Source organism: Pseudomonas sp. S31, from assembly GCF_016648105.1.
In the GTDB taxonomy this organism is placed as follows: domain Bacteria; phylum Pseudomonadota; class Gammaproteobacteria; order Pseudomonadales; family Pseudomonadaceae; genus Aquipseudomonas.
Window position 1 is genome coordinate 15,782 of the sequence record NZ_JACVVE010000033.1, and the last position, 19,818, is coordinate 35,599.

Sequence of the window (19,818 nt, forward strand, 5' to 3'; positions counted from 1 at the left end):
TGTCCGCTATCGTTGCATCACATCGTCACGGGCAAGCGCCCTGGCGCATTACTTAGCAACCTAACGATGACCGCATGATACGCCTGAGCAGGGCCGAGGAAAAGCGCGGCCTTGCAAGTCTGCCTTGCGTTCACGGCAACAAAGCTGCGGCAACGGCCGCCGAACCCATGCAAAAAGCCCCAGGGATCGCTCCGTGGGGCTCGGTACACCGCGCTCGGTCAGATCTGCCGCTGGTGGCGGTCGAGCTGCTCGTGGCGTTCCTGCGCTTCGATGCAGTACTTGGTGGTCGGGCTGATCAACAGGCGCTGCAGGCCGATCGGCTCACCGCTGTCGTCGCACCAGCCAAAGCTTTCGTCGGCGATACGGCCCAGGGCCATTTCCAGCTGCGGCAGCAGGCGCTGGTCGCGCTCGATGGCGTTGACCAACCAGTGGCGCTCTTCTTCGACCGAAGCCACGTCGGCCGGATCCGATGGGGTATCCAGGCTTTCGATGGTGGTGCGGCTCAGCTCGATGCGTTCATGGGTTTCGACTTTCATCGCCTGCAGCATGCCGGTGAAGTAGGCCAGCTGGTCGGCGTTCATGTAGTCATCGGCCGACATGGCCAGCAACTGTTCCTTGGTCATCGATATCTCTATGAAAAAATGTGCATTTGGGCGATTCGGGTGCCATCCGCGACGACTCGCGTGTGACGGAATTTTCAAGCGCCAACCGGCACTCTTTTACAGGGGGCGGCAGTCTAAGGTGCCAGGCCGCACGGGGCAACAGAAATGAAGGACGATTCGATCGATTCAGCCGATTATCCGTCCGCCGGTATCCATACCTTCACGGCGAGCATCGCATTTCTGGCTTCATCCCGGCAATGGTCGAGCATTCGTCGGCGGGTGTTAGCCGAATACGGCATCACCAGGTGCGGGGGGCGTTTAGCTGCACGTCTCATCAATCAGAAGTCCGAAACATGCCCACACCTATCCGCATCCCTCGCAGCAGCCAGTTCACTTGTGCGGTCGCCGAGCATTTCGCTGCACGGCCGACCTTGTACGATGTCGCCGAGCGCATCCTCAACGACCAATGGCAAGCACGCAGTCTGGCACCACAGCCACAGCAGGGGCTTTACCTGATCAGCCGCAAGCCAGGCTCGCAAGACACGTTCATCCGCCCGCTGCACCATGTGCTGGTGGAGCGCTACTGCCATGAGCGCACGATCAACCTCACCGAACACGAAGACCACTTGAGCAGCCGTGCCGATGCCGACCAGCAATACGCGGTCTCCGTCGACCTGCACGCCGTGGAGTTGCTGCTCAACGAATGTGGTCCCTGGCTCTTCGAAGCCTACGCGGGTGCATTGGTCGCGTTCTGGGGAGCAGCAGACGCGCAAGGGCAGACGCCCTGGCAGTGGTATGGCACCTATCTGCGCACCCAACTGGATCAGTCGATACAGCGCCTGTCCGACGACGGCACACTCGATCAGAAGGACGCCGAGATGGCAACACGGGTTCAGGCGCATTCGCAACCGGCTGACGTCGAGCAGTGGTTGAAACCCGAAAAGATCGATGTGCACTTGTTGCGCCTGGATCTGGCCAGGCAGTGGCAGTTGGAGCCCGACCTGGCCAGTGCCGTGCTCATGGAGCGCGAACACGGCGCGTTGCTTTACACCTTGTCAGGAAGGCTGCTGGCATTCACCTCGCGACAGGCGCTGCTGGAGGTTCTGGCGCAGAATTGGCCTGAGGCGCTGGCGGACGCCCGACCCTTGCTGCAACAGTCGCGTGCGGACATGGAGCTGTTCAGCGCCCAGGCACTGAATGTGCTGCACCAGCAACTGCTGCTCATGGAAACCGCGTGCCTCAGTTATCGCCAACGCTCCGATAGCGATACGCTAGCGCGCACCTTGGATAGCATCGGTGACCTGGGCGCACAGTGCGACTTTTCGCAGCAGAATCGCCAACGATCCGTGGCGAAGCGGTTGCCTGGTTGGTTGCGAGATGCCAGCGTCCATTCACTTCTGCATTACAGTGCACTGCTGGGCGATATTGCCAATGCCACATACGCATCCGCCGGGAAGTACTGGCTCGATGGCATCGAAGATGCCGAGGCCTTCGCCTACACCCGGCTCACACAACGCATCCAGCAGGATCATCCCGGGCAACTGCCAGACCTGACCAAGATACGTGTGGTCAATCATCAGGTGATCGCAGCCGCGACTGCCAACCAGGGCACACTGGTACAGGACGGCGTGATCCAGGTAGTCTCCTTCACCCTCGCTCAACTGGCGATCTCCAATCTCGGGCTGCTCAGACCCGGCCAGGTCACCCTCGAACATCTGGAAAAACGAGCATTGCCGCAATGGCTCGATGAAGCCTACGTCCGTCGACTCATCAGCGAAGTGGACATCGGTACCCACTATCCGCAGATGCTGCGCTCGCAACTGCTGGACGACCCGCAGCAGCGAATGCAACGCGAAGGCCTGCTTACCCAGCAGTTGCGTGCCCAACTGCCGGCGATGGCGCTGGAGCTGAGCATGCTCGAAGGGCAATTGTCGGCCTCGGCGGTGGACAGGCTGGGGCAATTGTTCACAAACGAGCCGCTGCCCGGAAAACCCAGGTGGGAGATGCGTCGCCTGGGTTTGCTCGCAAGCCCCGATAACAGCCCTGACCATCCTCTCAACACTTGGCTGATCGAATCACCGGAGGCTGATGTGGGCCCCTGCCTGCTCTATCGCCCGCTGCACAGCAAGCCGCTGTTATTGTTCGCGGACCGTCTGGCCCTTCTGGTCGCAATCAGTACACCCGGGGATCTTCAAGACGACATCCTGCAGCGACTCGCCCCCGAGGACCGCAAGACCTACGACCACGGCGGTTTTGTGGAGCCTCATCTGTTCCACCCGATCGACGATCCGTTCAGCATTCCCTTTGGCACTCCAGCGCCTGCCACCCTGGCCCGGGAAAAAGCTGTCGACAACTCCACGGCAGCGATCTACGAAGGCTGCGTGCGCGAAACCCTCGAACAGTTCCAGTCCCAGTCCTCCACAACCGCGCAAACACGCTGGAAGCGTTGGGCTGATTTAGGCTGGATGCTGCTCGACAGCGTACTGCCGTTCACTGAAGGCGCGGTAGCCAGGGTCGCCTGGCTGGCCAGGATGGAGATAGCCCTGACCCAGGTGGTCGAAGGCTCTACGCAGGACGACAAGACTCAACGAAACGAAGCGCTGGTGCAGCTGTTGCTCGACCTGGCCTCTGTGATCCTGCACTACGCGATCAGCCGCCAGACGCTGGAAGTGCCAGCACCGGCAGCTTCAGCCACTACCGCAATCCCGGCACCCCGCCCCCAAGCCCGGCTCATCCTCGGCAAGTCCGCTACCACCCTGGATTTCCATTGGTCCACGGCGACACTGAAGCTCACTGCAATACAACGACAGACACTCGACGAGCTGCGCGCCGGTCTCCTCGCCGAGGTGCTGGGCCCGCCGATAGCCCAGGGGCCGCTGCGTGGCATGAGCATTCATGAGGATGCATTCTGGGTTGTCATGGAAGGCGCGGTCTACAAGGTCCAGCTGGATACCGAACAAGGCGCACCGCGCATCGTCGGCGGGCAACAGGATGAGCGGCTGGGACCGTGGCTGCAACTTGACGAGGTCGGACGCTGGCACCCGGACCTGAGGCTGCGACTGCGCGGTGGGATGCCCTTGAGTGCCCGCCTCAAGCAGATGAGGCTGGCCAATATCCAGGCCCTTGCCGAAATGGATGTGCAACTGCGCCAGGATACCGAGCACATGCGCAGTCAGGTCGCCTACCTGGAGTCAGTGGCCAAAATCGCCGCAGGTGATGTCCCGCCACCGATTCTTTACAACTACTTGGACAAGGCGCAGACATTCTCGCGCTTCCTCGACGAACACCTGGCACGACTGAAGGCGCGCAACGAAAAGGAACCTCTGGCCCAGTACAAGGTGCTGCGCGCCAGCGCCCTGAACCAGAGGCTGCGCTGCGACCAGTCGATTGCGACCAACTTGTCCCGATTGTACCGACCGCTGCGCCAACAGATCGTCGAGATGGCCAAGCGTCAGGCAGATGGCCATGAGTTGAGCGAAAGCGATGAAAGCATCGTCGGCACGCGCATCGACAGCCTGCTGCCATTGCTTGCACAGATGATAGACAACAGCACCCGACTTTCCGTTGGTCTGGAGCAACTTGAGCAACTGGCGAGCCGCTCACAACCGCAGATCACCACGATGGTGACGAAGGTCCGGGAAAACTGGAAGCCCCCCACCGATCCAACGGTGTGGCGCCTGATTCGCCTGGAATCCTGCACCAATCGTCTGTCCATGCTGAAGAGTCTGGATGACGAGTCGGTGTATTGGCTGGATCACTACTGGTCCAACATCGAACTGGCCGTCGCCCAGCATCTGCACTTCAAAACCCTGGACAACGCCAGCGAAGAAGTGCGTTATCGCCTGCTACAGAGCATCGATCAGCACACAGGTACCGCGCAGCGGCAGTTGAACAACTTCCAGGCACGTTTGCCGGCCGCTGAAACAACCGGAGCCTTCACCCAGCTGCAGCAGGACCTGCAGGACTTCGCTGGGCAGATCAAAAGCGAACTGGCCGAGTATCCGGACTATCCCGCCAGGAGCTCCGTCCCCCAGCTTCGTCGAGGGTTGCCCGGATTGATCGAGACCCCCGATGAAGGCTTGCTGCTCGGCAAGCCGCGCCCCGGCAGCGACCACCTCGTCGACATACCGGCCACCAACGATAAACTGACGCCAACCCGCACCTACCGGCTGCAGGACGAGCAATGGGTGCGTGTGGAACAACCTGCCCACCGCGAACCGGTCGTCCAGCTACGCAAGCTCAAGACCCTGCTGGGCCAGGGCGCACGCCTGCTGGAAGGCGCACGTCAGGCCCTGACCAGCCTGCAGGCCAGAACCGCCAGCAACTACCTGCCAGTGGAGATCGAAGAGATTCTGCGCAACCAGAAGCTCAATCTGGACGCGCATCGCAACGCTCTGGAACAGCGCTTGACTGCCAACAACCAGACCGACGAAAGCAGCAGTAGCCAGGACGCGGCGATCACGATCAAGGCGCTCGAGGATCTATCCGCCACCCTCGATCAACAGGCCATTACGCTGCGCACCCGAGCCGCCTTGGCACAGAAACCACGCATGGGGGAACTGAAATTCCTGATCGACCATGACCAGGTTCAGATCCGTCAGGAGGGCGCCCGCAAACGGCTGGCGCAGCAAAAAGGCCGTCCTGCTGACTATCTTGATGAGTATGCGATCAGTCACGACGGCCAGGCGCTGTGGTATGCCCACTTCCACTACCGTGCCATGGACAGCGACAAGACCGACTTCGTCGCCGGTCACCTGAAAACCGCAGCGCAGCGCTTTGCCCATGGGCGCTTCTCGGTGGACGACAGCACCGGCCAGCAGACCGATGTCTATCGCATGCCGATCACCCGGGTCCAGGCACAGGAGGCGTTCTTCAACCTCTGATGCTGAAAGGGGGCGCTGCCTGGCAGCGCCCCTGCCACTCAACGATCCTTGAATTGCGCCTCGCGCTTGGCGATGAAGGCGGCCATGCCTTCCTTCTGGTCCTCGGTGGCGAAGGCCGCGTGAAACACACGACGCTCGAAACGCACACCCTCGCTCAGGTTCACTTCGAAGGCACGGTTGACGCTTTCCTTGACCATCATGCTCACCGGGATCGACTTGCCGGCGATGGTCGCCGCCACCTTGAGCGCCTCCTCCAGCAGCTCGGCCTGGGGCACGATCCGCGCGACCAATCCTGCTCGCTCGGCTTCCTCGGCCCCCATCAAGCGGCCAGTCAGGCACAACTCCATCGCCTTGGCCTTGCCCACAGCGCGCGTCAGACGCTGGGTGCCGCCCATACCCGGGAGCACACCCAGATTGATTTCCGGTTGACCGAACTTGGCGTTATCAGCAGCGAGGATGAAGTCGCACATCATCGCCAGCTCACAGCCACCGCCAAGCGCGAAACCCGACACTGCAGCAATGATCGGCTTGCGCCGATTGGCGATCCGGTCGGCATCGCTGAACAGGTCTTCGACGTAGATCTGTGGATACTGCAGATCGGCCATTTCCTTGATGTCGGCACCCGCGGCGAACGCCTTGGCGGACCCGGTGAGCACCACGCAGCCGATGTTCGGGTCGCGCTCGAGTTGGTCCAGGGCCTGGTTGATCTCGCCGACGATCTGCGCGTTGAGCGCATTCAACGCCTGGGGGCGATTGAGGGTGATCAGGCCAACCTTGCCGTGGATGTCCAACAGGATGGTTTCGAATGCCATGCAGTCTGCTCCTTCAAAGATTGCGCGCAATGACCATGCGCTGGATATCGCTGGTGCCTTCGTAGATCTGACAGACCCGAACGTCACGGTAGATCCGCTCCAGCGGGAAGTCGCTCAGATAGCCATATCCGCCCAGGGTCTGCAAGGCATCCGAACAGACCTTTTCTGCCATTTCCGAGGCGAACAGCTTGGCCATCGAGGCTTCCACCAGTGCCGGCCGCCCGGCATCGCGCAGCGCAGCGGCATGCAGCACCATCTGCCGCGCTACGGCGATGCGCGTGGCCATGTCGGCCAAGCGAAAGGCCACGGCCTGGTGTTCGACCAGTGCCTTGCCGAAGCTCTGCCGCTCGCTGGCGTAGTCGCGCGCCACCTCGAAGGCGGCGCGGGCCATGCCCACGGCCTGGGAGGCGATACCGATGCGCCCGCCTTCGAGGTTGGCCAGGGCGATCTTGTAACCTTCGCCCTCCTCGCCCAGGCGGTTGGCCAGCGGCACACGCACGTTGTCGAAAACGATCTGGCAGGTGTCGGAAGCGTGCTGGCCGAGCTTGTCCTCGATCCGCGCCACCTGGTAGCCCGGCGCGTCGGTGGGCACGATGAAGGCGCTGATGCCGCGCTTGCCCGCCTCGGGGTCGGTCACGGCGAACACGATCACCACCCCGGCATTCAGCCCCGAGGTGATGAACTGCTTGCTGCCATTGAGCACATACTCGTCGCCCTCGCGCCGCGCGCGGGTCTTCAGGCTGCTGGCATCGGAGCCGGCCTGCGGCTCGGTCAGGGCGAACGCACCGAGCATCGCGCCGCTGGCCAACGGGGTGAGGAACTGCGCTTTTTGCCGTTCGTTGCCAAAGCGCAGGATCGGCACGCAGCCCACCGAATTGTGCACGCTCATGATGGTCGAGCAGGCGCCATCGCCTGCGGCGATTTCTTCCAGGGCCATGGCATAGGCCACGTAGCCGGTGTCGCTGCCGCCCCACTGCTCCGGCACCAGCATGCCGAACAGGCCGAGCTGGGCCATTTCCTCGATGGCCTCCTTGGGGAAGCGGTGCTCCTTGTCCCATTGCTCGGCAAACGGCCGGATACGCTCTTGGGCGAAGGCCCGCACCGCGTCGGCGATCTGTTGTTGTTCGTCAGTTACCAGCATGGTTCACCTCAATACAGGCATTCGACGGCCATGGCCGTGGCTTCGCCGCCGCCGATGCAGATGGCCGCCACGCCGCGGCGCAGGTTGTTCTGGCGCAGGGCCGAGAGCAGCGTCACCAGGATACGCGCGCCCGACGCGCCGATCGGGTGGCCCAGGGCGCAGGCGCCACCGTGGATGTTGACCTTCTCGGCCGGCAGGTCGAGGTGCTTCATGGCGGCCAGGGTGACCACGGCGAAGGCCTCGTTGATCTCGAACAGATCGACATCGCCCAGGCTCCAGCCGGTGCGCTTCATCAACTTGTCGATGGCGCCGATCGGCGCGGTGGGGAACAGCGCCGGGGTGTCGGCAAAGGCCGCGTGACCGTGGATCAGCGCCAGCGGCTCGAGGCCACGCTTCTTGGCCTCGGAACGGCGCATCAGCACCAGCGCTGCGGCGCCATCGGAGATCGAGCTGGAGTTGGCCGCCGTCACCGTGCCACCTTCGCGAAAGGCCGGCTTGAGCTGCGGGATCTTGTCCAGGCGTGCCTTGGGCGGTTGCTCGTCGTCCTTGATCACGCGGGTCTGCTTGCCCTCGGTAACCTCCACCGGGACGATCTCGGCGGCGAAGCGGCCACTGCTCATGGCCTCCTGGGCGCGGGTCAGCGAGTCGATGGCGAACTGGTCCTGGGCCTCTCGGCTGAAGCCGTTGGCCTGGGCACAGTCTTCGGCGAAGGTGCCCATCAGCCGGCCTTTGTCGTAGGCGTCTTCCAGGCCGTCCATGAACATGTGGTCGATGACCCGGCCGTGCCCCATGCGGTAGCCGCCACGGGCCTTGTCCAGCAGGTACGGGGCATTGCTCATGCTCTCCATGCCGCCGGCCACCACCACGTCGGCGCTGCCGGCCAGCAGCAGGTCATGGGCCATGATCGCCGCCTGCATGCCCGAGCCGCACATCTTGTTCAAGGTGGTGCAGGTGGTGTGCTTGCCGAGCCCGGCGCCCAGGGCGGCCTGGCGCGCCGGTGCCTGGCCCTGCCCTGCGGGCAGCACGCAGCCGAACAGCACCTGGTCGACGCTGGCGGGGTCGAGGCCGGCGCGCTCGACGGCGCCGCGGATGGCCGCGCTGCCCAGTTGCGGCGCGGTCAGGCTCCTGAAGTCGCCCTGCAGGCCGCCCATGGGCGTGCGCACGGCGCTGACGATGACGATCGGATCGTTGGCGAGGGACATATCGTGCTCTCCTTACTTGGCAGCCATGCGCAGTGCACCGTCGAGGCGGATCACCTCGCCGTTGAGCATGCTGTTCTCGATGATGTGGCGGGCCAGCGCGGCGTACTCCTGCGGGCGGCCCAGGCGTGGCGGGAACGGCACCCCGGCGGCCAGCGAATCGCGCACTTCCTGGGTCATGCCGGCCATCATCGGTGTCTCGAAGATACCGGGGGCGATGGTCATCACGCGGATGCCGAAGCGCGCCAGCTCACGGGCCGCTGGCAGGGTCAGGCTGGCGATGGCGCCCTTGGACGCCGCATAGGCGGCCTGGCCGATCTGGCCGTCGTAGGCGGCGATGGACGCGGTGTTGATGATCACCCCGCGCTCACCGTTCTCGTCCGCGCTGCCTTCGGCCATGGCCGCGGCGGCCAGGCGCAGCAGGTTGAAGCTGCCCACCAGGTTGACGTTGATGACCTTGGCGAAGCTGGCCAGGCCATGCGGGCCTTGCTTGCCGAGCACTTTTTCGGCGCCGACGATGCCGGCACAGTTGACCAGCCCATGCAGGGTGCCAAAGGCGGCCAGCGCAGCATCGACCGCGGCCTGGGCAGCCTGCTCGTCACTGATGTCGGCGACTGCGAAACGGGCGTGGTCACCCAGCGCCTGGGCCCTGGCCTGGACCGCCTCGGCATTGAGGTCGACCAGCATGACCCTGGCTCCGGCCTCGACTAGCATCTGCGCGGTGGCGGCCCCCAGCCCGGAAGCGGCGCCGCTGACGATGAAGTGTTTGTTGGCAATGTGCATGTCCGGTTTCCTTTCAGGCGCTGGCGCGGGTGGCCAGCTGCGCGGTGTGTTTGGCGATTTCCTGGTTGCGCAGGATGAAACGTTGCAGCTTGCCGCTCGGGGTCTTGGGCAGCTCGGCGACGAATTCGATTTCCCTCGGGTAGGCATGGGCGTAGAGGCGCTGGCGCACGTGCTGACGCAGGGTCTCTTCAAGTTCGGCGCTGCCCTGGAAGCCGTCGGCCAGGACCACGAAGGCCTTGATCAGCTCGGTGCGCTCGGGGTCGGGCTTGCCCACCACCGCGGCTTCGACCACCGCAGGATGCTCGATCAGTGCGCTTTCCACATCGAACGGGCCGACCCGGTAGCCGGAGGTGGTGATCACGTCGTCACTGCGGCCGACGAAGCTGATGCTGCCGTCGGCGTTCAACTCGACGGTGTCACCGCTCAGGTAGTACTTGCCGACGAAGGCCTTGGTCGGCGAGCCTTGATAGCCGGCGAACCAGCACAGCGGTGACTGTTCGCGGTCGACCGCGAGGATGCCCGGCTGCCCGGCCGGCAGTTCGTGGCCTTGCTCGTCCAGTACCACGATACGGTGTCCGGGAATGGCGAAGCCGGCCGACCCCGGGTGCACCGGGTGCGCAAGGCCATGGTGGTTGCACAGGACCATGCCCAGCTCGGTCTGCCCGTAGTGATCGTGGATGGTCACCCCCAGCGCGTCGGCGAACCAACGGATCACCTCGGGGTTGAGCGGTTCGCCCGCACTACTGACCACCCGCAGGCGGCCCTTGATCGGAGCCGAAAACCCATCGCCGGCGGCGATCAGCAACCGATAGGCGGTGGGCGAGCCGGCCAGGTTGGTGATACCCAACTGGTCGATCACCCGCGTGCAGCTTTCGACGCTGAACGGGCCGTCGTAGAAGGTGGTGGCATGGCCCAGCGACAACGGGCCGGTGACCGCATAGTAGAGGCCGTAGGCCCAGCCCGGGTCGGCCAGGTTCCAGAAGTTGTCCTGCGGCCGCAGGTCGATGGCGTCGCGCATGTAGCCTTGGAATGCGACGATGGCACGCAGCGGCACCTGCAATGGCTTGGCCGGCCCGGTGGTGCCGGAGGTGAACATCAACAGGAAGGGGTCGTCGCCACTGCGCATGACCGGTTCGCAATCGCTGGCCGCAGCGTCGAGCAACTGCTGGAAGTCGGCCTCGCCGGGGCGGGCATTCAAGGTGATGCAGGCCGGGCAGTCGGCAACCTCGTCGAGCTTGGCCCGGTTGCCCTGGTCGGTCACCAGCACCTTGGCCTGGGACTGGTGCAAGCGGTGCTCGAGGGCCTTGGGGCCGAACGCCGTGAACAGTGGCTGGTACACCGCCCCCAGGCGCCAGGTGGCGAGGATCGTCACCAGCAGCTCGGGGGTTCGCGGCAGCAGCCCGGCCACCCGGTCGCCCTCGACCACGCCCTGGGCGCGCAGCACATTGGCGAAGCGGCTGGCCATGGCCTGCAAGCGCTCGAAGCTGTAGCGCCTGGCAATGCCATCGCTGCCCAGCCAGACCAGCGCATCGCGGTTGCCGCCGACATGGCGGTCACAACATTCGACACAGGCATTGAGGGCGGTCAGCTCGCCATGCAGCGCCGCCTTCACGGCACCGGCATGCTGGAACGAACGGACGGCCTCGGCGTAATCGCGCATCGTCAGACTCCTGGTTTCTTATTGTTGGAATCACACCACAGGTCTGACGATGGTCACGCCATGACTGCAGGCCGACAATGGCCAAAGCGGTCAATCGCGATGAGCGGTTTGGCCGCCTTCGGCCTCCTCCAGGGCTTCGCGGGTCAATTGCAGGGCCAGCTCATGCTCGCCTGCGTCGCGCTCGGCACGCAGATCCTCCCATGCCTGCGTGTACCGCTCGCTATTCATCAGCGCCTCTTGTTCCGCGAGCAGCGCCTTGCGCTCGGCCGGCTCTGCAGTTGGGAAGGCGCGCTCGATCTGCTCGGCACGCGATGCGTCGCGTTCGGCCCGCTCATCGAGCTTCGTGCCGCGCTCGCCGAACGCGTCCTCGACCCCCGCGAACACCTGCGTGTGCTGGGCTCGCAAGTAGGCGAGCCAGAACGACTGCTTGCTCACGCTGTGCACCAAGGCTTCGCGGGTTGCCTCAGCCCGCACCACCTCCAGCGCGTCGCGTTCGTCCTGCGCAGTGATATCGGCCAGACGGGTGAACACCATGCTGCGAGGCTGGCACGGCAGGTTCAAGGCATCGGCAAGACGAATGCGATAACCCAGCACCACCTCCAGTTCGTCGACCTGTTGCCCAGCCTGCTCCCTGTCCTTCACGACCCGCAACGCGTATGCATCGACCCGTTCGAGGCGGAACAGGCGCTTGCCCAGGTCGAGCAGTTCGCTGCCTGCCTCGGCCTGGGTGCTGCGTTGCCCGGCCTGGAACACCAGTACCTCGATCTGCAGCCTGCTGAAACGCTCGGCCACGCTGTCCACGCAGCCTCGTGGCCCTGCGGCGCTGGCGAAGATCTGTTGTCGCAGTACTTGATCGCCATCGAGGGTCTCGAGCAGGCTCCACACCTGGTCACGTACGTAAGGGGCCGCACGCAGGAAATCGCTGCCCTCGCGCAAAGCTTGCAACAGTTCGAAAAGGCCTGTGCTGCCCTCCTGCCCGTGCAGGCGGTCCCAGAGCTGCGACCTGGCCTGAGCCGCTGTGGTCGGCTCACCTCGCAACCAACTCTCCATGGTGTCCTGCATGGGCTGCGCCGGCCTGACGGTCACGCCGTGCCGGTCGACGCTGTAGAAGTCCTCACGCGTCCTGGCCGACAACGCATTACGCGCCAGATTGATCCTCGCCCGGAAAGCCCATGGCTGGCTCATGAGCGAGGTGGGCAGGTCGCTGATCTGGTTGTCGCTGAGGTCCACGAAGTCCAGGTGCTCGCACTGCTCAAGCCCATAGGGAGTCCGAGTCAAGCCGCAAAAGGCCAGGCGCAGGCTGCGTAGCTGCGATGGCATCTCGAGCCGCAAGTCCAGCGTGCGCAACGGGTTGTGACTCAGGTTCAACGAGTGCAGCCTCGACAGCGAGGCGAGCACTTCGCGGTTGCTGGGCGTCATGCGGATGCGATTGGCCATCAAGGACAGGTGGCGCAGCTCGCCCAACTGCGTCACACCGGCAGGAATGTTGGTCAATCGATTGTTGGTCAGGGTCAAGGTGCGCAGCCCATGGAAACAATGCAGGAAGTTGGCCGGTACCTGCTCCAGGTCAAGGCCCGCCATGACCAGTTCCTCGACATGCGACAGGTCCACCTCTTCGGGCAACGCGGGGAGCTGAGTGACGCGCCAGCCACTCAGGTTGAGGCGCAAGCCGCCGGTCGCGCCGTCGCTGCCAAGCATGACCTCGCCCTCCAGGCGCCATGCTGCACGCAGCAAGTCCGCCAGTTGCGTCCTCTGAGCACGTACCGCCCCGTCCCTAATCGCCGCTTGCCACCGACTCAGTGCACTGTCCAGCCGCGCGTAGTTGCGCTCTTGCCGCAGCAGGTTTTCGAAGACATCTCCCTCGCGCAGCAGCCGCTGTATGAAGACCATCACCTGGGCATTGTCGAACCCGGGATAGAGCGCGCGAACCCGGTCACGAAGCGTGCCGCGGGCACCGCGTTGACGCGTGGCCCTGCCGCCGAGCGGATAGCCCACGCGCCCATCGCTCAGGCGAACGCCGGGGTTGAACCAGGGCGCGCCCTCACGCCACCCCAATAGATTGAGCACGCCAGAGTGGCGGGCGGGGAGCAGGTCGATCAGTCGCGCCCGCAATTGCCGCGATGCGTCATCGCCCGCCATGCCCAATGCCTGGCGTTGATCGGCCGTCAGCATTGCCAGCAGCGCCTCGAACAGGCCGCCAGGGGAATCGATCTCTTCCTCGCGCTCCAGGCCCCGGTGGTCGTACAAGCGAAACCGACCCTGCCGCTCGACCAGCACCGTGCGTGCCTCGGCAGCCCCTTGTGGGTCGAGCACACTCAGCAACCGCCCGCTGGCCGAGCCTTCGCGCAGTTCCAGGTTCAACCGGTCAGGCCAGGACGCCCAACGACGCAGCAATGCGAGCGCCAGCTCACCTGTGCCCGATGTGTAGCAGTCCTCCAGGAACAATCCCTCCACGGCGCGATTGACCCGTGCCAATGCCAGCAACGAGCGGGCCTTCTGCGCCAGTTCCAGGGGAAGCTTTTTTTCGGCCAGCGCCACCTGCCGCAGGCTCGGGGACAGGCCCTGGGTGGCTTGGACCGTGTAGGCCGCAGGCAAGCCGGGAAAGTCGCGGTTGATCACGGCCAACAGGGGGTCGTCCGGCAAGGGTACGTCGCTCAGGTGCGCGAACAGCTCACCTCGCCAGGACGCCGGATCTGCCAACAGCTGCGAAGCGACCTGCGCTTCATCCAAGGTCTGCATGCCGGGTCGTGCCCTGCACCATTGCAGGATGGCAGGGTCGTCGAAGCTTGGCGGAGACTGGCGCAGGCCCTCCAGCAATCGGGTGATACGCGCATCGGCCTGGAACCTGCGCAATGCATCGCGAAGATTGAACGGCACCGGCCGGTTTTCCACCAAAATGCCGCGTAGTTCCTCTTCATCCATGCCTGCCGCCTGCAGCACCTGCCCCGCCCGCGTCGGCGACAACGGCGGGTCGCTGGGCCACAGGCGATCGAGCATGTAAGCGCGGTCGTCCCAGTCCAGCGGACGTTCCAGGCGCACGCGCCAGCAGCGCTCGCCGTTGTTGTGCACTTCGGGCTCGTATCCTTCGTCCCCCGAGGGATGGCGCAGGCGCCAGGCTGCCTGCGGATCTGGCTGGTAGACTTCGTGGAAACGCCCATCGATGCGCAGAAAGCGGCGCTCGCCATCGGTGAACAGCCCATCCTCCTGCAACATCGGCCGTAGCGGGCTGACTGCATAAGGCTGCAGGTCGCGGTGCCACAACCGCGCCTGCGCGCCATCGTTGTCCACCGGTTCCAGGCCGTCGATGAAATCGCTATGGGCAAAGCCTCGCGCGACCAGGCCCACCGTGCCCACGCCCACCGCCGTCACCGCCACCACCTCGGCCACGCCCAGCAGGTGCTCGACCGCTTCGTGCCGATGGCCGCGAGCCCAATCGGCGACACCGGCGTAGGTTTGCTGGGTGACATCGACCACCAGATCCGCCAGCAGCAACTCGCCGATCCCCGGCACGAACAGCCCGGCGACCCCCGCTGCGTCCATCGCGATACCGGCCCAGCGCGCCATACGTGCCTTGGCCTCGCTGGCATCGGCATCCGCGTTGCTCACCAGCAACATCCGCGCATCGTCCTCGATCCGCTCGACATGGGCCTCGGCGAGGTGCTCGAACACATCCTTGTGCAGGGTCGCCCCCTCCAGCGCCAGGTCGGTTCGCTCATCCAGCAAGCGCTTGTTCAGGGTGGAGAGGAACGTCTCACGGTCGCTCAGGCGAACCTGCTCGGCGAAACGCTCGCGCTTGGCAGCGCTGTCCAGGTCGGTTTTCAACGCGGCCACCATTTGCGCCTCGTCGGCGAAATGGCGCAACGGCGTTTGTGCGGACCGGGGCAGATAGAGGACCACCCCCAGGTTCTGCCCGTCGTCGCCACGCAGTTGAATCAACAAGCCGTCGGCGATCACGCAGTGCAGCATTGTCAGCTGGCCCGCCAGGCCTTTGACCTGACCGGCCTCGGACATGGCCCGCAATGCCGCGTGCTGGCTGGCACTCAAACGGCCTTGCAGCACCGCCAACTGGAGGGCCAGGGCGAACGCGCTGCGTTTGGATTCGATGAGCAACCGGCGGACCTGAGGGCTGGCCTGCTGTTTCAGCAGTTCCTGATAGCGCTTGCCGATGTCCAGCGCCCGGCAGCGCGTGACGAACTCACTCGGTTCGCCTGAGAGCACCGTATCGCTGCCGCTCCTGACCAGGCCAGTGCCCTCGTAGAAGGTGGCACCAGCAGGGAAATTCTGCATCAGCCGCAGCAAGGCGGGCGTGCGCAGCGGCAGGATTTCGTCGGTCGGCAACCCGCCACCTGGCGCAACGGTGAATCGCCGGCGGATTTCCAACCATTCGAACCCGGCCAGGTCAAGCTGGGCGGATAACGTTTCGAGCAAGGGCGCATAGGCCGCCTGGGCGAACTGCTGGGGTGTCGGCAATGGCGACAGCGCGCTGTTCAACGCCTGCTCCGTGGCCCGATGGGTGGCGAAGCAGTCGCGCAGCTTGTTGATCTGCCCGACCGAGGCCTGCCGCAGCCAGGTAGGCAGCCGGGCCGCGACGAAGGCGTCAACGTGATTGTCGAGGGTGGTGGTACGTGCTTGGGTCATGGAAATGTCCTTGAACTGACAAACCACGACTCTGATCCCTCATCGGCGCAGGCAGCAGAGGGAAATATTCCGACACCAGCGTCGGCGCCTGCTAGCCGCGCCCCTCGCCTTGCAGCATCAAGTTACGGTAATGCCCGGGATTGCAGCCGAACCATTTACGGAACGCCTTGTAGAACGAACTGCTGTCGGCGAACCCCAGGCGCTCGGCGACTTCGACCAACCCCAGCTCGGGCTCGGCCAGCCAGGCGATCGCCAGCTCACGCCGGACGCTGTCCTTGAGCCCCTGGTAAGTCTGGCCCTGCTCGCCCAGGCGGCGGCGCAGGGTCGAGGCGGACATGCACAGGTCGCTGGCCAGCCGTTCGGCATCTGGCCAGCGAGCTGCATCCAGACTCAACAGCTTGTGTCGGATCCTTCGCGCCAAACTATCGGGATCGCGGAACTTGACCAGGATATTGCCCGGCGCCTCGGCCAGGAACCGCTCCAGGTCCTGCGCGCTGCGGCGGATCGGCAGGTCCAGGCAATCGCCGGTGATGATCATGCGCGTGCGCGGCCTGTCGAACTGCAGGTTTTCCGAGAACATCACCCGGTAGTCATCGCAGAAAGGCGGCTCGGCGCAGCGCAGTTCGATGGCCAGGATCGGAATGCGCCGCCCCGCCAGCCAGCAGGCCACGCCATGCACGATCATCCAGAAGGTGAAATAGGTGAAGGCCCGGCGCGGCGCGTCACGCGGCTCGTTGATGACGATCTCGGCCAGACTCTGCTGGCGCACCAGCGTCGGTTGCAGGTCTTCGAGCATCAGCGAGAGGAATGCCAGGGCGTTTTCCATGGCCGCGGCGAGGCTGGGCTGGGCCATGCTCGAACGGCTCAGGAAGGCCAGGCTGCCACTGGGCAGGCCGCGCGGGTCCATGGCGAAGAACTCATCGTTGCAACGCCGTGCCAGCAGGCGCCAGAGCCGCGCGTAGGCCTCGGCGCTCACCCGCGCCCCTGGGCGCTGCAACGCTTGCAGGTCGATGCCGGCCTGGGACAGCAGGGCGGCATCGGGCTCACCGGCCGGGCAAGTCTGCAACAGGGCCTCGCGCACCAATTGCATGGAGATGGTGTCCTTTTCGCTCATGGCTCGCCCGCCAGTTGCAGGAACGCCTGGATCAGCCGCAGCTCGCGCCGGCGCTCCAGGCAGCCGATCATGTGCTGGTTGACCAATCCCGCGCCGCCCAGGGGGCGGGCCACCACCCGTGGGTCGTGGGCCACCTCGGTGGACGAGACCACGCCCACGCCCAGTTGCGCGGCCACCGCCTCGGTGACCGCTTCGCGGCTGTCCAGCTCCAGCAGCACCCGCGGCTGCACCCCGGCAGCGGCGCAGGCGCGGTCGAAGGTACGCCGGGTGGTCGAACTGGGCTCGCGCAGCACCATGATCTGCTCGTGCAGGCTGGCCAGAGGCAAATCGTCAGCGGCGTCGGCCCAGGCGTGCCCGGCCGGCAGCAAGGCGCACAGGTGCGACTCGCAGAGTTTCTGCAGATGCAGCCCCTGGCGCGGCTCGATCTCGGTCAGCACGGCCACATCGGCGTGCTCGGACAACAGCGCCGCCAGGGTCTCCTGGGCGTTGCCCAGGCGCAGGTTGACGGTGATGCCCGGGTAGCGCTCGCGCAAGCGCGCGAGCATCGGCATGACCCGATGCGGACCATCGGCGGCCACCTCCAGCCGGCCAGTGAGCAACTGCCGGTTGGCCTCGAGCATCACCTGGGCTTCCTCGGCCAGGCCGAACATGGCCCGGGTGATCGCCGCCAGGCGCGTGCCCTCCTCGGTCAGCTCGACCCGCCGCGCGGTGCGCCGCAGCAAGGTGATCTGGTAGTGCTCCTCCAGAGCCTTGACGTGCCCGGTGACAGCCGGCTGGCTGATGAACAGCCGCGCTGCCGCGCGGGTGAAGCTGCCTTCGCGGGCGACGGCATCGAAGGCACGAAGCTGGAACAAATTCATAGTTATCGGCCTGACTTATGACTGGCATAACGACAAACAATTTGATTGATAACCCGGGGAATTGCAACCTGAGCGCCATAGATTCAGCCCACCGCTCGCGAGGAACCACGGAATGAGCAACGCCCCGATTCTGCTGACCCCCGGCCCACTGACCACGTCCATCCGCACCCGCCAGGCCATGCTGGTGGACTGGGGTTCCTGGGACCGCGACTTCAACCAACTGACCGCCAGCGTCTGCGAGCAACTGCTGGCGATCCTGGACGCCAGCGCCAGTCACCACTGCGTGCCCCTGCAAGGCAGCGGCACCTTCGCCGTGGAGGCCGCGATCGGCACCCTGGTGCCGCGCGACGGCAAGGTGCTGGTGCTGATCAACGGCGCCTACGGCCAGCGTCTGGCGAAGATCTGCAAGGTCCTCGGCCGCGCCTACAGCACCTTCGAGACCGCCGAGGACCAGCCGACCACCGCCGAAGACGTCGACCGCCTGCTGGCCGCCGACCCGGCCGTGACCCACGTGGCGCTGATCCACTGCGAAACCAGCACCGGCATCCTCAACCCGTTGCCGGAGATCGCCCAGGTGGTCAAGCGCCACGGCAAACGCCTGCTCATCGACGCCATGAGTTCGTTCGGCGCGCTGCCGATCGATGCCCGTCAGGTACCGTTCGAGGCGCTGATCGCCGCCTCCGGCAAGTGCCTCGAAGGCGTACCGGGCATGGGCTTCGTGTTCGCCGAGAAAAACGCCCTGGCGGCTGCCGAGGGCAACGCCCACTCGCTGGCCATGGACCTGCACGACCAGCACGCCTACATGGCCAAGACCGGCCAGTGGCGCTTCACGCCGCCGACCCATGTGGTCGCCGCCCTGCACGAGGCGCTGGCGCAATACAACGAGGAAGGTGGCCTCGCCGCCCGCCACCAACGCTACGCCGATAACTGCAAGACCCTGCTCGACGGCATGGCCGCCATCGGCCTGCGCAGTTTCCTGCCGACCGAGATCCAGGCGCCGATCATCGTCACCTTCCACGCGCCGAACGACGCCCGTTACCAGTTCAAGGACTTCTACGAGCGGGTCAAGGCCAAGGGCTTCATCCTCTACCCGGGCAAGCTGACCCAGGTCGAGACCTTCCGCGTCGGTTGCATCGGCGTGGTCGGTGCCGCAGGCATGCAGGCCGCCGTCGACGCCGTGGCCGAGGTGCTGCGGGAAATGGAAGTGCTGGACATCTGACCCTTTCGCCACCCAATTTCAGGAACACGCGCACATGAACTACAGCAACCCCACCCAGCTGCAAGCCGCCATCCTCGACTGGGCCGGCACCGTGGTCGACTTCGGCTCGTTCGCCCCGACCCAGATCTTCGTCGAGGCCTTCGCCGAATTCGATGTGCAGGTGTCCATCGAGGAAGCCCGTGGCCCCATGGGCATGGGCAAGTGGGACCATATCCGCACCTTGTGCGACGTGCCGGAGATCGCCGAGCGCTACCGCAAGGTGTTCGGCCGCACGCCCACCGACGATGACGTGACCGCCATCTACAACCGCTTCATGCCGCTGCAGATCGAGAAGATCGCCGTGCATTCGGCGCTGATCCCCGGCGCCTTGGACACCCTCACCGGCCTGCGCCAGGACGGCCTGAAGATCGGCTCGTGCTCGGGCTACCCGAAGGTGGTGATGGACAAGGTGGTGGAACTGGCCGCGCAGAATGGCTACGTCGCCGACCACGTGGTGGCCACCGACGAGACCCCGAATGGCCGCCCATGGCCGGCCCAGGCCCTGGCCAACGTGATCGCCCTGGGCATTGACGACGTGGCGGCCTGCGTCAAGGTCGACGACACCGTGCCGGGCATTCTCGAAGGTCGCCGCGCGGGAATGTGGACCGTGGCGCTGGTGTGCTCGGGCAATGCCTTGGGGTTGACCTGGGAAGGCTATCAGGCACTGGACGCGGAGCAGCTGCAGAGCGAACGCAAGCGGATTCACGCACTGTTCGCGGGGTCGCGCCCGCATTACCTGATCGACACCATCAACGAGCTGCCCGAGGTGGTGGCTGACATCAACCGCCGGTTGGCGCGGGGCGAGATGCCACAAGCGTTCTGACAGACCCAGCGCATTCGCAGGTTCCACACCGCCCCTGTAGGAGCG

Annotated in this window: 12 protein-coding genes; 3 read left to right on the forward strand and 9 right to left on the reverse strand. The window is 65.0% G+C overall.

The features are described 5' to 3' along the window. Window positions 1-218: 218 nt before the first annotated feature. Entirely contained in the window at window positions 219-623 is a 405-nt protein-coding gene (locus IAE37_RS21485; RefSeq protein ID WP_201176762.1) for a TraR/DksA family transcriptional regulator, read from the reverse strand. Window positions 624-685: 62 nt separating this feature from the next. Between IAE37_RS21485 and IAE37_RS21490 the strand changes: the two genes are divergently transcribed. Beyond that, the gene (locus tag IAE37_RS21490) at window positions 686-5,485 is read left to right on the forward strand and encodes a DUF6543 domain-containing protein (RefSeq protein ID WP_201176764.1); all 4,800 of its coding nucleotides are present in this window, start codon (window positions 686-688) and stop codon (window positions 5,483-5,485) included. Between the two features lie 38 nt (window positions 5,486-5,523). Here the strand turns inward: IAE37_RS21490 and IAE37_RS21495 are convergent, their stop codons facing one another. The 8 genes from IAE37_RS21495 to IAE37_RS21530 all read right to left on the reverse strand — a co-directional run bounded on the left by IAE37_RS21495 (window position 5,524) and on the right by IAE37_RS21530 (window position 17,692). Then, a complete protein-coding gene (locus tag IAE37_RS21495; RefSeq protein WP_201176766.1) occupies window positions 5,524-6,297 on the reverse strand; it encodes an enoyl-CoA hydratase in 774 nt (257 codons plus the stop codon). Window positions 6,298-6,310: 13 nt separating this feature from the next. Then, window positions 6,311-7,438, reverse strand: a complete 1,128-nt coding sequence (locus tag IAE37_RS21500; protein ID WP_201176769.1) for an acyl-CoA dehydrogenase — start codon at window positions 7,436-7,438, stop codon at window positions 6,311-6,313. Window positions 7,439-7,446: 8 nt separating this feature from the next. After that, on the reverse strand, window positions 7,447-8,640 hold the full coding sequence (locus IAE37_RS21505; RefSeq protein ID WP_201176771.1) for an acetyl-CoA C-acyltransferase: 1,194 nt from the start codon (window positions 8,638-8,640) through the stop codon (window positions 7,447-7,449). Window positions 8,641-8,652: 12 nt separating this feature from the next. Beyond that, entirely contained in the window at window positions 8,653-9,420 is a 768-nt protein-coding gene (locus tag IAE37_RS21510; RefSeq protein ID WP_201176773.1) for an SDR family NAD(P)-dependent oxidoreductase, read from the reverse strand. Window positions 9,421-9,433: 13 nt separating this feature from the next. Further along, entirely contained in the window at window positions 9,434-11,080 is a 1,647-nt protein-coding gene (locus tag IAE37_RS21515; protein ID WP_201176775.1) for an AMP-binding protein, read from the reverse strand. A gap of 90 nt (window positions 11,081-11,170) precedes the next feature. Further along, the gene (locus tag IAE37_RS21520; RefSeq protein WP_201176778.1) at window positions 11,171-15,718 is read right to left on the reverse strand and encodes an NEL-type E3 ubiquitin ligase domain-containing protein; all 4,548 of its coding nucleotides are present in this window, start codon (window positions 15,716-15,718) and stop codon (window positions 11,171-11,173) included. Between the two features lie 91 nt (window positions 15,719-15,809). Continuing rightward, on the reverse strand, window positions 15,810-16,832 hold the full coding sequence (locus IAE37_RS21525; RefSeq protein WP_201176780.1) for an AraC family transcriptional regulator: 1,023 nt from the start codon (window positions 16,830-16,832) through the stop codon (window positions 15,810-15,812). Then, window positions 16,829-17,692, reverse strand: a complete 864-nt coding sequence (locus tag IAE37_RS21530) for a LysR substrate-binding domain-containing protein (protein WP_201176782.1) — start codon at window positions 17,690-17,692, stop codon at window positions 16,829-16,831. The genes IAE37_RS21525 and IAE37_RS21530 overlap by 4 nt, the downstream gene beginning before the upstream one ends. 112 nt (window positions 17,693-17,804) lie before the next feature. Between IAE37_RS21530 and IAE37_RS21535 the strand changes: the two genes are divergently transcribed. Together IAE37_RS21535 and phnX are read left to right on the forward strand one after the other, a co-directional pair. Continuing rightward, entirely contained in the window at window positions 17,805-18,911 is a 1,107-nt protein-coding gene (locus IAE37_RS21535; protein WP_201176785.1) for a 2-aminoethylphosphonate--pyruvate transaminase, read from the forward strand. 34 nt (window positions 18,912-18,945) lie between these two features. Then, window positions 18,946-19,773 (forward strand): phosphonoacetaldehyde hydrolase, encoded by an 828-nt coding sequence (gene phnX / locus IAE37_RS21540; RefSeq protein ID WP_201176787.1) that lies wholly within the window; start codon window positions 18,946-18,948, stop codon window positions 19,771-19,773. Window positions 19,774-19,818: the final 45 nt, after the last annotated feature.

What these genes read in the sequence shown, in the direction of transcription:
- IAE37_RS21485 (WP_201176762.1), bottom strand. Translation starts at nt 623, where the DNA reads ATGACCAAGGAACAGTTGCTGGCCATGTCGGCCGATGACTACATGAAC.
- IAE37_RS21495 (WP_201176766.1), bottom strand. Translation starts at nt 6,297, where the DNA reads ATGGCATTCGAAACCATCCTGTTGGACATCCACGGCAAGGTTGGCCTG.
- IAE37_RS21500 (WP_201176769.1), bottom strand. Translation starts at nt 7,438, where the DNA reads ATGCTGGTAACTGACGAACAACAACAGATCGCCGACGCGGTGCGGGCC.
- IAE37_RS21505 (WP_201176771.1), bottom strand. Translation starts at nt 8,640, where the DNA reads ATGTCCCTCGCCAACGATCCGATCGTCATCGTCAGCGCCGTGCGCACG.
- IAE37_RS21510 (WP_201176773.1), bottom strand. Translation starts at nt 9,420, where the DNA reads ATGCACATTGCCAACAAACACTTCATCGTCAGCGGCGCCGCTTCCGGG.
- IAE37_RS21515 (WP_201176775.1), bottom strand. Translation starts at nt 11,080, where the DNA reads ATGCGCGATTACGCCGAGGCCGTCCGTTCGTTCCAGCATGCCGGTGCC.
- IAE37_RS21520 (WP_201176778.1), bottom strand. Translation starts at nt 15,718, where the DNA reads ATGACCCAAGCACGTACCACCACCCTCGACAATCACGTTGACGCCTTC.
- IAE37_RS21525 (WP_201176780.1), bottom strand. Translation starts at nt 16,832, where the DNA reads ATGAGCGAAAAGGACACCATCTCCATGCAATTGGTGCGCGAGGCCCTG.
- IAE37_RS21530 (WP_201176782.1), bottom strand. Translation starts at nt 17,692, where the DNA reads ATGAATTTGTTCCAGCTTCGTGCCTTCGATGCCGTCGCCCGCGAAGGC.
- IAE37_RS21535 (WP_201176785.1), top strand. Translation starts at nt 17,805, where the DNA reads ATGAGCAACGCCCCGATTCTGCTGACCCCCGGCCCACTGACCACGTCC.
- phnX (WP_201176787.1), top strand. Translation starts at nt 18,946, where the DNA reads ATGAACTACAGCAACCCCACCCAGCTGCAAGCCGCCATCCTCGACTGG.